Source organism: Vreelandella maris (assembly GCF_013371085.1).
In the GTDB taxonomy this organism is placed as follows: Bacteria; Pseudomonadota; Gammaproteobacteria; order Pseudomonadales; family Halomonadaceae; genus Vreelandella; species Vreelandella maris.
In genome coordinates this window covers 131,328-146,060 of record NZ_JABWCV010000001.1, presented here as the reverse complement: position 1 = coordinate 146,060, position 14,733 = coordinate 131,328, and the positions used below count along the sequence as shown (strand labels likewise).

Genomic DNA, 14,733 nt, shown 5'->3' with positions numbered 1-14,733 from the left:
AGGTTGTACTAAATGGCGCTGAGTGAGCAGACCATTTATATACAAATTCTAATCAACCAGTTAGTTATTAAAATAGCCTCTCAACATCAGCGCTTGAGGATTTGCAGCAGCAGTTGTTGATGTTAGCGCTGTCGTTTGAATTCGTTGAGTTTAAGTGGCTGTTATTAGGCGCCCTAGGGTAACCCGTTCATGCCCTCCCAGGTCACGAACACTTTCAACGTTCTGATAGCCAGCACTGCTCAGTGCCATGCGTACCTTTTCCGCCTGTGTATAACCGTGTTCAAGAAGCAGCCAGCCGGACGCTGTTAAAAAGTGCCGAGCGGACTGCACCAAGTGCAACAAATCCGCCATGCCATCAGCGTTTGCAACCAGCGCTGAGCGAGGCTCAAAACGCACATCGCCTTCGGCAAGGTGAGGGTCATCGGCAGCAATATATGGCGGGTTACTAACGATAAGATTGAAAAGCGTTTCGGCCTCAGCATAGCTTTCCAGCGCGCCAAACCAATCACTCTGCAAAAAATGGGCGTTGGTAATACCCAAGTATTGCGCATTTCTTGCTGCCAGCTCGACCGCCTCATCGCGCACATCGACGCCTAGCACTTGCCAGTCGGGCTGTTCACTGGCAAACGCCAGCGCAATGGCGCCAGTACCGGTTCCAAGGTCAAGCAGACGGCCAGTGGGCAGTGTCACTCGACTAAGGGCAAGCTCGACTAACGTTTCAGTATCGGGACGAGGAATTAACGTGTTGGGCGAGGTCGCTAAACGCAGCCCCCAAAATTCACGCTCGCCGGTCAGGTAGGCCACTGGCGTGCCCTGGGCACGTGCGTCAATGAGTGCATCGAAGCGCGAATGCTCCTGGGAGGAACACATTTTATCGCCCCAGGTGTAAAGCCAGGTACGGTCCCGCTCAAGCACATGGCACATCAGCACTTCAGCATCCACACGCGGCGAGGTAGACCCCGCCGCCTGTAACCGTTGTGCCGCCTGTTTCAACAGCGCATCAAGCGACATTAGACGTCCTGAAGGGCTGAAAGCTGTTCCGCTTGATACTCGTGAATCAGCGGATTAATCACATCGTCCAACTGCTCACCACTGACCACTTCATTCAGTTTATACAGGGTCAGGTTAATGCGGTGATCGGTGATGCGACCTTGCGGAAAGTTGTAGGTGCGGATGCGTTCGCTGCGATCCCCCGAGCCTACCAGCGAGCGGCGGGCATCGGCCTGCTCCTGACGCTGGGAATCTACCGCATTGCGTTTGAGCTTGGCTGCCAGCAGCGACATCGCTTTGGCACGGTTTTTATGCTGGCTGCGCTCTTCCTGGCATTCCACTACCACGCCGGTTGGTAGGTGAGTAATGCGGATGGCGGAATCGGTGGTGTTAACGTGCTGACCACCAGCACCGCTGGAACGGTAGGTATCCACGCGCAAATCGGCCGGATTGATATCAATATCACCCACGTCATCGACTTCAGGCATAACCGCGACGGTGCAGGCAGATGTGTGAATGCGGCCCTGTGATTCGGTCGCTGGTACGCGCTGAACCCGGTGGGCGCCGGATTCAAATTTTAGCTGGGCGTAAACACCATCGCCCTTCACCCGGGAGATGATCTCTTTGTAACCGCCCTGCTCACCGTGGCTGGCGCTGACGATTTCGACCCGCCAGCCGCGCTTTTCCGCATAACGCGAATACATGCGGAACAGATCACCGGCAAAGATAGCAGCCTCGTCGCCGCCGGTTCCTGCGCGTACTTCTAAAAACACCCCTCGCCCATCGTCAGGGTCTTTCGGCACCAGAAGACGCTTAAGCTCGATATCTAATTCTTCTAACCGCTCACGCCCTTCGCTCAGTTCCATCTCCGCCAATTCGCGCATGTCAGCGTCGCTGTCGCGGCTAAGCTGCTCGGCTTCATGCATATTGGTTTCGATGTCACGATAGCGCTGCCACGCGGCTACAAGCTCCTCTAACTCGGAGTATTCTCGTGAGTAGTCGCGAAAGCGCTGCTGGTTATTGATCACTTCCGGATCAGACAGCAGCATCGCCAGCTCTTCAAAACGTTCTGTAAAGCTGTCTAAGCGTTGGCGCAAAGTCTCTTTCATGCGGGCGTATCATCCTTCTGGCGTTTAACCGGGGGCGCAGGCGTGGTTTCAAAGGCTGGTTTAGTAGGCAACAGTAGGCGCGGCGCGGCATTCAGCAAGTCATGATGCTCCTCTGAGGCGGCATCACGTATGGCTTGAGTCGGCTGGTGCAGCAGGCGGTTAGTCAACTGATGCGCCAAGCGCTCAATGACTTTAGCAGGGTCTTCACCGCGCGCCAGCCGCTCTAACGCTTGATCGCGTGAAAGATCGCGCAGCGCTTCGCCATGCTGGCGATAATCACGGATTAATTCACCACCGTTGCGAATACGTCGTGCATGCTGCCAACTGCCCACCCCGTGCTCAATCAGCGATTCTGCTTGATCTGCAGCCACCTGGCGATGACGGCGATTCTCTTGAATCACCTCTTCCAGATCGTCGACGGTATAGAGGAATACATCGGCCAACTCGCCCACTTCGGGTTCGATATCACGCGGCACGGCGATATCGACCATAAATACCGGCCGATGGCGACGCTTTTTGAGTGCTCGCTCGACCATTCCTTTACCGAGAATAGGCAGCGGGGCCGCGGTGGAAGAGATGACGATATCGGCATGTTCAAGGGCGTCGGGAATTTCTTGCAGGGTAATCGCCGTCCCCCCCAAGGGCCCTGCCACGAGCTCGGCACGTTCGCGGGTGCGGTTGGCGACAGTAAGCTGGCGAACACCGGCTTCGTGTAAATGCCGAGCGACCAGCTCGATGGTTTCACCAGCGCCAATGAGTAGCGCGCGTGAACGGCTAAAATCATCAAAAATGCGGCTGGCCATACTGACCGCCGCGTAGGCCACTGAGACAGGGTTTTTGCCAATACCGGTTTCGGTACGTACCTGTTTGGCCACCGCAAAGGTGTGCTGGAACAGGCGTTCAAGCTCACCGCCCAACCCTTTTGACTCACGCGCCTGTTGATAGGCATCTTTCAACTGGCCCAGAATCTGCGGTTCGCCCAGCACCATGGAATCCAGGCCAACCGCTACGCGCATTAAATGGCGCGCCGCATCGTTGTCTAGATAGTGATAGGCACAGCGGGTCAGCTCATCGACGCGTAAGTTATGAAAGCGTCCGAGCCAATTGAGTACCGCCTGCTCGCCAGCTGCATCCGTGACGCAGTAAAGCTCCGTGCGGTTGCAGGTCGATAGCACCGCCGCTTCACTGATTTGTGGCAGATTGCGCAATTCAGCCAGCGCAGAGTCAAGCTGCGCGGGCGAAAAAGCCACCTGCTCACGCACGGCCACGCTGGCGGTACGATGATTTATTCCCAGGGCAAGAAGCGTCATGCGTTATGCGTCTTCGCTAGTGTGTCGGACTTTCGCCGACCGCCGGTCTTAAAGCGGCCGCACCGTCAATTAGGGCTTGCTCAAACAAGTCTTTGGCGTGGTTCAAGCGCTGCCTATAAAATAGGCATAAAGATTGCTGACCACTTTTTCAAGGAGGAACATTCTATCACAGCAGGCTATCATCTGGCCCACACCACTTTGCCGCAGGCAGGCAAGCCGCTATGCTGAGCATTCGGCCACTTAATCGAGAGACGCATGCGACCTCGCTCTACACTTCTTGGCTCTACTGTTCTGAGCTTTTCATTGTTGCGCTTTGCTTTTCCAAGCGCTGCTGTACGGCGTTTGTCGCTGCTACCAGTGGCCGCCGCGGCGTTACTCTTGGGCGGCTGCCAATCGACACCCAGCCAGCAGGATGGCCCGCTGGGCACATGGGCCGATGATCCAATGCGCGATGCCCCGCCTATAACGCGAGGGTTGGATGCCGCAGGGCTTAGCACGCTGCTGGGGGCGGAACTGGCTGGCCAGCGAGGCGATTACCGCTCGGCAAGCCAGGGGTATCTTGAAGCGGCGCAGCGCTATCGCGAGCCAGCGCTTGCCGAGCGCGCAACGTTCGCCGCCCGCTTTGGTAATGAAGCCTCTTTAATAGAGGCTTCTGCGCTACGTTGGCGTGAGCTGGCCCCACAGGCAGAAGCACCTAATCGCTTATTGGCGGCTTTTTCATTACAGCGCGGTGATTGGCTCGACAGCCTTGAGCAGCGTATTGATATTGTCGAAGCGGGCGGCCATGGCGATTTGACTGCCTTTGCAGAAATTGCGGTGGCGGAAGAAGCGCCACTTACCTTAATTGCTCAGCAGTTGCGCGCGCACCTAGCCCAGCCCAACGCTGACCAATTAGAACATCACAGCGATGTACTGCTCGGCACAGCACTGATTGAAGCCGCCCTTGGCGACACCGCCGTTGCCCAGCGGCGGCTTGATCAAGTCGCGCTGCTGGATCCTGAATCAGCGGCGTTATGGTTGGTAAGAGCACGCCTTGCGCTAGAGACGGAAGACTACTCGGCTGCTCAGCAGGCGGCACAGCAGGGCTTGGAACTCGCCCCTGACGATGTGCGATTTATTTTGCTACTGGCCCAGGCCGAAATTCGCCTCAACAACATCAGTGCGGCCGAGACGCAAACTAATGCCCTGCTGGAGAGACATGGCGGCAACCAGGACCTGCGCTTATCGCTGGCACAGCTGTATCTGGAAGAGGGGCACCCCGAACCCGCCCAACGCCTGCTACAGCCGCTGATTGGCCAGCCAGAGGTGCCGAATCTAGCCTATTACCTGCTCGGGGCGATTACCCAGACCCAAGGCGATACCGACAACGCCCTACTTTATTACCGTCAAGTCAGCGAGGGGGATGAATTTGTGCCCGCTCGCGCGGCTGCGGCGCAAATGCTGATTGAAGAAGACCGTCTGCTTGATGCCCGTGCCTTTCTGCGCATTGAACGGATGCGTTTTGACAGCTACTTTACCGAGCTGGTAATGCTCGAAGTTCAGTTATTGGACGAAACCAATCAGACCGAAGAGGCCAATGCGCTTTTAGACCGTGAAATCACCCGCACACCGGATGATGCTTCACTGCTTTATATGCGCGCTATGCGCCGCTGGGAAGCTGGCGACATTGCGGGAATGGAGGCTGATTTACGTCAAGTGCTGCGCACCGACCCTGACAATGCCGAAGCGCTCAATGCGCTGGGTTACACTCTGGCCGATCTCAATCTGCCTGGACGCCTACAAGAGGCGTTTGAACTGATTGAGCGCGCCTACGAAGCCGACCCGGACAACCCCGCCGTACTCGACAGTATGGGTTGGGTCTATTTCCGCCTTGGGCAGCCAGATGAAGCGCTTCCCTGGCTTGAAAGCGCCTATACACAGCTACCCGATCAAGAGGTCGCCGCCCATTTAGCCGAGGTCTTGCAGGCACTAGGTCGTGAAGAAGAGGCGCGCCGCCTGATTGAGCAGATTATGCAGCGAACCAACCTGCATCCGCAGATTGACGATTTGCTTAAGCGCTATCCTGAACTAACACCGCAGGCGATACCCTAACGCTATACCACCGATTCAGCGCACCGATCATGCTACTCTTGCGCCGTCATCACCTAACATGGAGCCTGTTTATGCCGACACTGACGTCCTTTCCTTTACGCTCCCCCATTGCACTTCCTTTCCCGCGGCTATGGGTTGTGGGTCTTACTCTCTTGCTCCTTGCTGGGTGCGCTTCGCAAGGCCCGGTAGATGAAAGTGGCCGACAAGCAGGCCAGTGGAAGCGGCAGCAGGCAGAGGTAGAGGCATTCGACACCTGGACGCTAGTGGGCAAAGCGGGCCTGCGTACCTCGCAAGAGAACGTCAGCGCCAACCTGGACTGGAATCAGACCCCTTACTATTTCCGTATGCTGATCAGCGGGCCGTTTGGTGGCGGGCGCAATGTGCTTGAGGGTCGTGAAGGTCGCTTCTCACTCACCAATAGTGACGGACGCTTTGAAGCAGAAACGCCGGAAGCCTTAATGGAAGAGCAGCTTGGCTGGTCACTGCCCGTTAGCGCCATGCCTGACTGGGTACGCGGCCTACCCGGCGAAAATGACAACTATCAGATGGAAACCGATGAACTCGGCTTCCCCAGCCACTTGACACAAGACGGTTGGGAAATTGACTACCGTGACTGGGAACAGTTTGAAGGCATGTGGCTGCCGCGCCGGTTAATCATGAACTACGACGATGTACGTATCACGCTGGTCGTTAACCAGTGGCAAGCCAGCGACGAGTAAACCGTTTAAATGAACGCGCAGCTTAGATTACCCGCCCCGGCCAAGCTTAACCGCATGCTGCATATCGTGGGCCGTCGTGAAGACGGCTACCACACACTGCAAACGCTGTTTCAATTTATTGATCTTAATGATCATCTTACGCTGGCTGCCCACGATGATGGAGAAATCCATTTAACCCATGAGCTCAGCGGCGTAAACCACGATGACAATCTGATTGTGCGTGCCGCCCGTTTATTGCAGCGTCACAGCGGCACTCGACTAGGGGCGACCCTTTCTATTGAAAAACAGCTGCCTATGGGCGGCGGCTTGGGTGGCGGCAGTTCCAACGCGGCTACCACGCTAGTGGGGCTCAATCACCTCTGGCAGCTTCATCTATCGTTAGACGAATTGGCACGCTTAGGCCTGCAGCTGGGGGCCGACGTGCCTGTCTTTGTGCACGGCCATAGTGCCTGGGCTGAAGGGGTAGGCGAGCAGCTTACCGCAGTGACGCTGGATACCCCTTGGTTCGCCATTATCCATCCCGGCATAAGTGTGTCTACACTTGACGTCTTTCAAGACCCGCAATTGACACGTGACAGCCGCCCCATTACTATGGCGCGCGCACTGCAGGGGGGAGCGCCGGAGTGGCGCAACGACTGTGAAGCCGTCGTAAAGGAACGCTATCCGCCAATTGCGGAAGCCCTTGATTGGCTCGCACAGCACGCATCTAGTCGGTTGACCGGCACGGGCGCTTGTTTGTTTGCTGCTTTTGAGACGCAGCAAGCAGCACAGGCAATCGCGCAATTAGCGGGTCAACGTTGGCCGACATGGGTAGCACGCGGGCTCAACACCTCTCCCCTACATGATGCTCTGGGCTGTTTATAACCCCGCTCTGGGCAGTTAAAAGCGCCCGGTCAGCGCGTTAGGTTATTGCTGGGGTATCGCCAAGTGGTAAGGCACCGCTTTTTGGTAGCGGCATTCCCAGGTTCGAATCCTGGTACCCCAGCCAACCCAACAATGGCCTGCGTTTTTACCCCTGATTCCCAACACTGCAAAGGTGGCTGCGCGTGTCAAAATTGATGGTTTTCGCCGGGAATGCTAATCCCGCACTCGCTCAAAAAATAGCCGAGAGCTTAGACAGCCGTATGGGTAACGCGACGGTGGGTCAATTCAGCGACGGCGAAATTGCAGTCGAGATCAATGAGAACGTGCGCGGTAAGGATGTCTTCATCCTGCAATCCACCTGTGCACCGACAAACGACAATCTGATGGAGTTGATCCTGATGGTCGACGCACTGCGTCGCGCCTCGGCAACTCGTATCACCGCTGTTTTGCCCTACTTTGGCTATGCACGCCAGGATCGCCGTGTGCGTTCCGCACGTGTGCCTATTTCCGCCAAAGTGGTTGCCGACATGATGGTCAAGGCAGGCGTTGACCGTGTGATGACCATGGATCTACATGCTGATCAGATCCAGGGTTTCTTTGATGTCCCGGTCGACAACGTCTACGGCTCACCCATTTTGCTGGATGACATCGAGCGTCAGAATTATAGCGACCTCGTTGTAGTCTCCCCCGATGTGGGTGGTGTGGTTCGTGCACGCGCCATCGCCAAACAGCTGAACGCCGATCTCGCCATTATTGATAAGCGTCGCCCCCAGGCTAATCAAGCCCAGGTGATGCACATTATCGGTGAGATTGAAGGCCGTACCTGTGTCGTGGTCGACGATATGATCGATACCGCAGGCACGCTATGTAAAGCCGGTGAAGCGCTCAAAGATCACGGCGCCAAGCGCGTCGTGGCTTATGCAACGCACCCGATTTTATCCGGCCCAGCGGTTGATAATATTACCAACTCCGTACTGGATGAAGTGGTGGTGACCGACACCATCCCGCTCTCTGACGTTGCTCGTCGAAGCGGAAAAATTCGCCAGTTGAGCGTTGCCGGCCTTATCGCGGAAGCGATTCGTCGGGTCAGCAACGAAGAATCTGTCAGCGCGATGTTCCACTAAACGCCTGACGATATAGCCCCCTTTTGGGGCCACGGAAACGCCATCGTCTGGTCGCGGTCGATGGCGTCTTCCTTACTTAAACCAAGAGGCAATTCCATGTCTGATTTTATCCTGAAAGCCAGCGTTCGTAACGACCTGGGGAAAGGTGCGAGCCGCCGCCTGCGTCGTGCGAACCAGCAAGTACCTGCCGTTGTATACGGTGGCGAAAAAGGCGCGCAGTCTATCTCCGTCGAAAAAACCGCTTTCTACAAAGCGATTGAAGACGAGTCCTTCTTCTCCTCGGTCATCAAACTGATGATCGAAGGCAAAGAAGAGCAAGTGGTTGTTCGTGACCTGCAGCGTCACCCGTTCAAGCCGTTGCTAACTCACGCCGACTTCCTGCGCGTTGACGCTACCCACGAAATCACCATGAACGTGCCGCTGCACGTGACAGGCGAAGAAGTGTGTGTAGGCATTAAAGACCAAGGCGGTGAACTGCACGTACTGGCCAATGAAATTTCGATCAGCTGCTTGCCGAAAGACCTGCCTGACTTCATTGAAGTCGATATCGCTGCTGTTGAGCTTGGCACTACGCTGCACCTGTCTGATCTTACTCTGCCGGCCGGCGTCACTTCTGTTGACCTGTCCCACGGTGAAGAGCACGACAATGCAGTACTGAGCATCACCAAAGTGAAAGTTCGTAGCGAAGAAGACGAAGACGGTGAAAGCGAAGGCGAAGAAGATTCCAGCGCCGAGTAAGTACTCGTTAAGCATCCAATGAGGGCTATGCCTGCATGGCCCTCGTGATGCTGACATGATGTTAGAATCAAGCGCCTCGGCGCTTGATTTTTTTTAGGGCTGGCGCTGGCGCGATGTCAAAAATTTCTCCTAGAAATGGGTATGAGGTGGGAATATGAGCCAGGTAACGGCCATTATTGGATTAGGTAACCCCGGCGCAGAGTATGACGCCACTCGCCATAACGCTGGCTTCTGGTTGGTCGATGCAATTGCGCGCAGCGCCCATGCAGAGTTGCGCCCAGAAAAGAAGTTTTTTGGCCACTATGCCAAAGTCCGTCTAGGCGACCATGAGCTGCACCTACTCAACCCCGCTACCTTTATGAATCGCAGTGGCGCCGCTGTGGCAGCCTTAAGCCAATTTTTCAAACTGACGCCCGATAATTTACTGGTCGCCCACGACGAACTTGACCTTCCGCCAGGGCAGGCACGCTACAAAACTGGCGGTGGGCACGGCGGCCATAATGGCCTACGCGATATCATTAGCGCGCTAGGCGATCAAAAGCAGTTTCACCGGGTACGTATCGGCATTGGCCACCCTGGCGAGGCACGCCAGGTCACTAACTATGTCCTAGGGCGGCCCGGCAAAGCCGAACAAGAAGCGATCACTCGTGCCATTGATGAGTGCATCACCACGTTGCCATTAGTGCTATCGGGAGACTGGGCCAAAGCGATGAACCAGTTACACAGCCTTAAGTCAGAATAAACGCTGTCGAAAACTGGCTAGTGACGCCGGTAGCTGACGGCTAGTGCATCTCGTAGAATGGCGATTAATATTTACGCCCTACCACCTTATTTTCAGGAACATTTTATGGGTTTCAATTGCGGCATCGTCGGTCTGCCTAACGTCGGCAAGTCCACGCTATTTAATGCACTGACGAAGTCAGGCATCGATGCAGAAAACTTCCCTTTTTGCACCATTGAGCCAAACGTCGGAATCGTTCCGATGCCGGATCCGCGCCTTGATAAGCTTGCCGAGATCGTCAAGCCGCAAAAAGTGCTGCCGACCACCATGGAGTTCGTCGACATCGCAGGCCTGGTCGCCGGGGCTTCCAAAGGCGAAGGGCTGGGCAATAAATTCCTGGCCAACATCCGTGAAACCCAGGCGATTGCCCATGTGGTGCGCTGCTTCGATAACGACAATGTTATCCACGTGGCAAATCAAGTCGATCCTCGTGCCGATATCGAAACGATCAATTTAGAATTGGCGCTGGCCGACCTGGATACTGTCGAAAAAGCTAGCCAACGCTTGGTTCGTTCGGTGAAAGGGGGTGATAAAGACGCCATTGCCACCAAGGCGATTCTTGACCGTATTCAGCCCCACGTTGCGGAAGGCTTGCCGCTGCGCAGTTTTGGTTTGAGCGAAGAAGAGCAGCGTCAGGTGAAAAGCTTCGGCTTTTTAACCCTGAAGCCGACCATGTACATCGCCAACGTCAACGAAGACGGCTTCGAGAACAATCCTTACCTGGATATTGTTAACGAGATTGCCGCCGAAGAAGGCGCGCTGGTAGTGCCCGTGTGCAATCAGTTGGAAGCTGAAATCGCCGAGCTGGACGATGAAGAGCGCTCCATGTTCCTGAGCGAAATGGGCATGGACGAGCCGGGCCTTGATCGCGTAATTCGTGCGGGTTACTCCCTGCTAGGTCTGCAAACCTACTTCACAGCTGGTGTTAAAGAAGTTCGCGCCTGGACAGTGAAAGAAGGCGCAACAGCCCCAGAAGCAGCAGGCGTCATTCACACCGACTTCCAGAAAGGCTTTATTCGTGCCGAAGTCGTCGCTTATGAAGATTTTGTTTCGCTGGGTGGCGAGCAAGGCGCTAAAGATGCCGGCAAGTGGCGTCTGGAAGGCAAAGAGTACATTGTTAAAGATGGCGATGTAGTGCACTTCCGTTTTAACGTATAAACGGCCACGCCAGCATTTTCAGCAATAAAACATTGACTAAAATCAGTGTTATCAGTATCATTCGCCCCCGTTGAAAGGCTACGTAGCTCAGCTGGTTAGAGCACATCACTCATAATGATGGGGTCCCCTGTTCAAATCAGGGCGTAGCCACCAAAGCTTATTGAAAAGCCCGCTGATTCTGTCAGCGGGCTTTTTTGCTTTAACTCGGCTCGTGCGCGTTAGCTCACCACATTCAACTCAACGTAGTGCGGTTTAAAAATTGCGTCAGCGCGCGAGTGAGGTACTCCACATCTTTAGTACCCGCGGTTTCTCGAATGGAGTGCATCGCCCACTGCGGGACACCAACATCAATAGTGGGTACGCCTAGTTCGGTCGCGGTAATCGGCCCAATCGTGCTGCCGCAACCCATATCTGCCCGGGTCACAAACGACTGCACCGGGACATCCGCTTCACGACACACATCACGAAACAGCGCGCCGGTAACGCTATTAGTGGCATAGCGCTGGCTCGCATTCACTTTGATCACTGGGCCGCCGTTAATCGCCGGTCCGTGGCGCTCATCGTGCTTGTCGCGAAAATTGGGATGCAGCGCATGGGCGTTATCGCAAGAGATCATCAGCGACGACTGAATCAGCTGAATCAGTGACTCATCACTGCCCTTCTCACCTCCCTTGCCTCCCAGCTGACCATTAATGCGCTTTAGCACATCCGCCAGGAAAGGACCTTGAGCGCCGCTGGCGCTGGCACTGCCCACTTCCTCGTGATCATTGGCTACTAACAGGGCGCCCTGACGACCATCGCTGTCTAATAGCGCTTCCAACCCCATAAAGCAGGAAAGCAGATTATCCAACCGAGCGCTAGCCACTAGCTCCTGCTTGACGCCCACCAACGATGGCGGCTGTACATCGTAAAAACCCAGTTCAAAGTCAACCACTTCTACGGCACTCAGGCCGTGCTGCTGCTCTAGCCACTGCGCCACTAACTCGGCTAACGTGGCTGCCTCACTTTGCATCAACACCGGCGCCATTTGTGTCTGCGGATTTATCGGGCGGCCGCTGTTCACGTCTCGATCAAGGTGGATCGCTAAACTCGGTATGGTGGCAATAGCACGGTCGACATTGAGGAGTACGCTTTCCAAGCGCCCATCAGCGTGGCGCACATGTACGCGCCCTGCCAACCCTAGGTCACGGTCAAACCAAGGCGCCATCAGCACACCGCCGTATACCTGCACGCCTAACTGCAGCCAACCCGCAGAACGCTGCGTGGCGTTGGGCTTTAAATGCAGGCCGGGGCTATCAGTATGCGCACCAATCATGCGCAATTCGGTTAATCTAGACTCAGGTAATTGAAACGCAATAATGGCTGAGTCGTTACGGGTAACGTAGTAGCGCTTGCCCGGCGTCAGCTGCCAATTCGCCTTTTCTTCCAGCCGCTGAAAACCGGCTTGCTCCAATCGCGAGGCCATATTGCCTGCAGCATGCCAGGGTGTCGGTGATTGACGCAGAAAGTCACAGAGACGTGTTAAACGATCAGCGTTGAAAGTCTCGGACATGGAAATCCTCTTAACAGTAATGATTGAGTCTCATAGCGCAGGCGACCTGCTACAATACTCCCTCGACCTACGCAACTCATGGGTCACATTGCGTGTCTAGGGAAGAATGAGTGTACACAAATCCGGGAGAGCTTGACTGATGAGCTTGTTTGCAACGCTTTCGCGTTCGGTCGCCCTGGCTGTCATGCTGGTTGTTTCCAGCCCAGCCGCCTTGGCGCAACTCGAGCCGACCGACGAACAACGCCAGGCGGCGGTGGAAATTGCGGACTCGCTCCGCTACGGACACTATGCTGACGTAAATTTTGACGAAGCATGGTCGCAAGACACATTCCAACGCTATTTGGACATTCTTGACGGTCAGCGCGCTTACCTACTGCGCAGTGATATCGAAGCCTATCGCCATCTAGAAACCAGCATGGCAGACGCCATTTTTAATGGCGATCTAGACGACGCTTTCAATCTGTATAACGCGTTTAGTGAACGTCAACGCACTCGCGTTGAGTCGCTTCTTACTCAGCTCGACGAAGGCCTTGATTTTAACTTTGAAAGCAATGAACGCTTAGAGATTGATCGTGAAGATGCCCCCTGGGCCTCCCGGCAAAGCGAACTCGACGAGCTATGGCGCAAACGGCTCAAAAACGACGCTTTAACCCTTGCCTTAACCGACCAGGACAGCGAACAGATTGAAACCAATCTGCGCCAGCGCTATGAAGGGCAACTAACTCGCCTGGAGCAAACCGAGCCTGAAGACGTGTTTGGCGTACTCATGGCAGCGGTCACTGGCAGCATCGACCCGCACACCGGCTACCTCTCCCCCCGCCAGGGTGAGTCGTTTGATATTCAGATGAGCCTCTCGCTTGAAGGGATCGGCGCCCTGCTTCAATCGGACGGCGAGTACGTCAAGGTTGCAAGCCTAGTGCCCGGTGGCCCAGCAGAGCGCGCAGGCGTTTTGGAACCAGCAGACCGCATCATCGCTGTTGGCCAGGAAGAAGGCGAGATGGTTAATGTCGTCGGTATGCGTCTGGATAACGTCGTGGACTTAATTCGTGGTCCTAAAGGCTCCATCGTTCGCTTAGATGTAGTACCTGCCCAAGCAGTCGATATGACTCGCTCGCAGATCGTTGAAATTACCCGCGATACTGTCAGCCTTGAAGATCAAGCTGCCAGCAGCGAAATCATTGAAGTCGAGCGCAACGGCGAGCCGCACCGCCTTGGGGTCATTAACGTGCCCACGTTCTACGTTGATTTCGACGCTTGGCAAGCCGGTGAAGAGGAGTACCGCAGTACCACACGCGATGTTGCCAAAGAAGTCGAACGCCTTAAAGAAGAGGGCGTAGAAGGTATCGTGCTTGATCTGCGCAACAATGGCGGTGGTGCCCTGCAGGAAGCCAATTCATTGATCGGCTTGTTTATCGATCGCGGCCCCACCGTACAGGTACGCGACGCCCAGGGCCGCATCCAGCTCTACGGCGACAGCGAAGCAGGCACGCTCTATGACGGCCCGTTAGGCGTCTTAGTGAACCGCCTCTCTGCCTCTGCATCGGAAATTTTCGCTGGCGCTATTCAGGATTACGGTCGAGGCCTAGTGCTCGGTACGCCTACGTTCGGCAAAGGCACCGTGCAAACGCTTAATGATCTGAGCCATGGCCAGATCAAGCTAACTCGCGCCAAGTTCTACCGTATTTCTGGCGATAGCACCCAGAACCGCGGCGTAGAGCCGGATATCGACTTCCCCAGCCTGATTGACCCCGAGCGTATTGGTGAAAGCAGCTTGGATAACGCATTAGCGTGGGATACCGTTCAGAACGTTCAGTATCGCCGCTATGGCGAACCTGAAAACATGCTGGAGCAACTCATTGCCCAACATGATGCCCGTGCGCAGGATAATGCCAATTTCCGCTATCTTGAACGCCAGTCCACCCTTGCTCGTCAGCTACGCGAACAGCACACCAGCGTGAGCTTAAACCGCGAACAGCGCGAGCGTGAAATGGAAGCCCAGGAAGCCGAACAGCTCTCATTGGAAAACCAACGCCGCCGTGCGCTGGGCCTGGAAGAGCTGGATGAGTGGATGGACGCTCGGACAGACGCCACGGCAGGAATAGGCGGCGAAGAGAGTGATGACGCTGCTGCCTCACAAGAGAGCGAAAGCGAAGAGGATGAAGCACTGGCCGTCGATCGCGCCTACGTGCTGGAATCAGCAGAGATACTTCTTGATTACGTCCATTTGCAGGATTCTCAGCGGTTAGCGGCTAAGCGTTAACACGCACGGTTAAAGCACGCTGAGAAAAAACGCCGAC

At 55.4% G+C, this 14,733-nt stretch carries 12 protein-coding genes and 2 tRNA genes; 10 read left to right on the top strand and 4 right to left on the bottom strand.

Annotation, left to right across the window (positions count from 1 at the left end; genetic code table 11):
- Nucleotides 1-150: 150 nt before the first annotated feature.
- Genes prmC through hemA form a run of 3 tightly spaced genes read right to left on the bottom strand, consistent with a single transcriptional unit; the run spans nt 151 to nt 3,409 of the window.
- Nucleotides 151-1,011: a peptide chain release factor N(5)-glutamine methyltransferase gene (gene prmC, locus HUO07_RS00670; RefSeq protein WP_176301950.1), complete on the bottom strand. Its 861-nt coding sequence runs from the start codon at nt 1,009-1,011 to the stop codon at nt 151-153.
- Nucleotides 1,011-2,099: a peptide chain release factor 1 gene (prfA, locus tag HUO07_RS00665; RefSeq protein ID WP_176301949.1), complete on the bottom strand. Its 1,089-nt coding sequence runs from the start codon at nt 2,097-2,099 to the stop codon at nt 1,011-1,013. The genes prmC and prfA overlap by 1 nt, the downstream gene beginning before the upstream one ends.
- Nucleotides 2,096-3,409 (bottom strand): glutamyl-tRNA reductase, encoded by a 1,314-nt coding sequence (gene hemA, locus HUO07_RS00660; protein WP_176301948.1) that lies wholly within the window; start codon nt 3,407-3,409, stop codon nt 2,096-2,098. The genes prfA and hemA overlap by 4 nt, the downstream gene beginning before the upstream one ends.
- A 255-nt stretch (nt 3,410-3,664) precedes the next feature.
- Here hemA and HUO07_RS00655 point away from each other — a divergent pair, with 255 nt between their 5' ends.
- The 9 genes from HUO07_RS00655 (at nt 3,665) to HUO07_RS00615 (ending at nt 11,037) form a co-directional block, all read left to right on the top strand.
- The gene (locus HUO07_RS00655) at nt 3,665-5,500 is read left to right on the top strand and encodes a tetratricopeptide repeat protein (RefSeq protein WP_246286380.1); all 1,836 of its coding nucleotides are present in this window, start codon (nt 3,665-3,667) and stop codon (nt 5,498-5,500) included.
- 71 nt (nt 5,501-5,571) lie between these two features.
- Entirely contained in the window at nt 5,572-6,219 is a 648-nt protein-coding gene (gene lolB, locus HUO07_RS00650; protein ID WP_176301947.1) for a lipoprotein insertase outer membrane protein LolB, read from the top strand.
- Nucleotides 6,220-6,228: 9 nt separating this feature from the next.
- Nucleotides 6,229-7,083: a 4-(cytidine 5'-diphospho)-2-C-methyl-D-erythritol kinase gene (gene ispE / locus HUO07_RS00645; RefSeq protein ID WP_176301946.1), complete on the top strand. Its 855-nt coding sequence runs from the start codon at nt 6,229-6,231 to the stop codon at nt 7,081-7,083.
- 49 nt (nt 7,084-7,132) lie between these two features.
- Nucleotides 7,133-7,207, top strand: a tRNA-Gln gene (locus tag HUO07_RS00640).
- A 58-nt stretch (nt 7,208-7,265) separates the two neighbouring features.
- Complete coding sequence (locus HUO07_RS00635; protein ID WP_009287569.1) at nt 7,266-8,207, top strand: ribose-phosphate pyrophosphokinase; 942 nt, start codon at nt 7,266-7,268, stop codon at nt 8,205-8,207.
- A 96-nt stretch (nt 8,208-8,303) separates the two neighbouring features.
- Nucleotides 8,304-8,945, top strand: a complete 642-nt coding sequence (locus tag HUO07_RS00630) for a 50S ribosomal protein L25/general stress protein Ctc (protein ID WP_176301945.1) — start codon at nt 8,304-8,306, stop codon at nt 8,943-8,945.
- A 154-nt stretch (nt 8,946-9,099) separates the two neighbouring features.
- Entirely contained in the window at nt 9,100-9,687 is a 588-nt protein-coding gene (gene pth, locus HUO07_RS00625; RefSeq protein WP_176301944.1) for an aminoacyl-tRNA hydrolase, read from the top strand.
- 105 nt (nt 9,688-9,792) lie between these two features.
- Nucleotides 9,793-10,884, top strand: coding sequence for a redox-regulated ATPase YchF (gene ychF / locus HUO07_RS00620; RefSeq protein WP_176301943.1), 1,092 nt, complete (start codon nt 9,793-9,795; stop codon nt 10,882-10,884).
- Nucleotides 10,885-10,960: 76 nt separating this feature from the next.
- Nucleotides 10,961-11,037: transfer RNA gene (locus HUO07_RS00615), tRNA-Met, on the top strand.
- A gap of 79 nt (nt 11,038-11,116) precedes the next feature.
- Here HUO07_RS00615 and HUO07_RS00610 read toward each other — a convergent pair.
- Nucleotides 11,117-12,436 (bottom strand): M18 family aminopeptidase, encoded by a 1,320-nt coding sequence (locus tag HUO07_RS00610; protein ID WP_176301942.1) that lies wholly within the window; start codon nt 12,434-12,436, stop codon nt 11,117-11,119.
- 139 nt (nt 12,437-12,575) lie between these two features.
- On the opposite strand from HUO07_RS00610, the gene HUO07_RS00605 reads away from it, so the two are divergent.
- Complete coding sequence (locus HUO07_RS00605) at nt 12,576-14,696, top strand: carboxy terminal-processing peptidase (RefSeq protein WP_176301941.1); 2,121 nt, start codon at nt 12,576-12,578, stop codon at nt 14,694-14,696.
- The last annotated feature ends 37 nt before the right edge of the window (nt 14,697-14,733 follow it).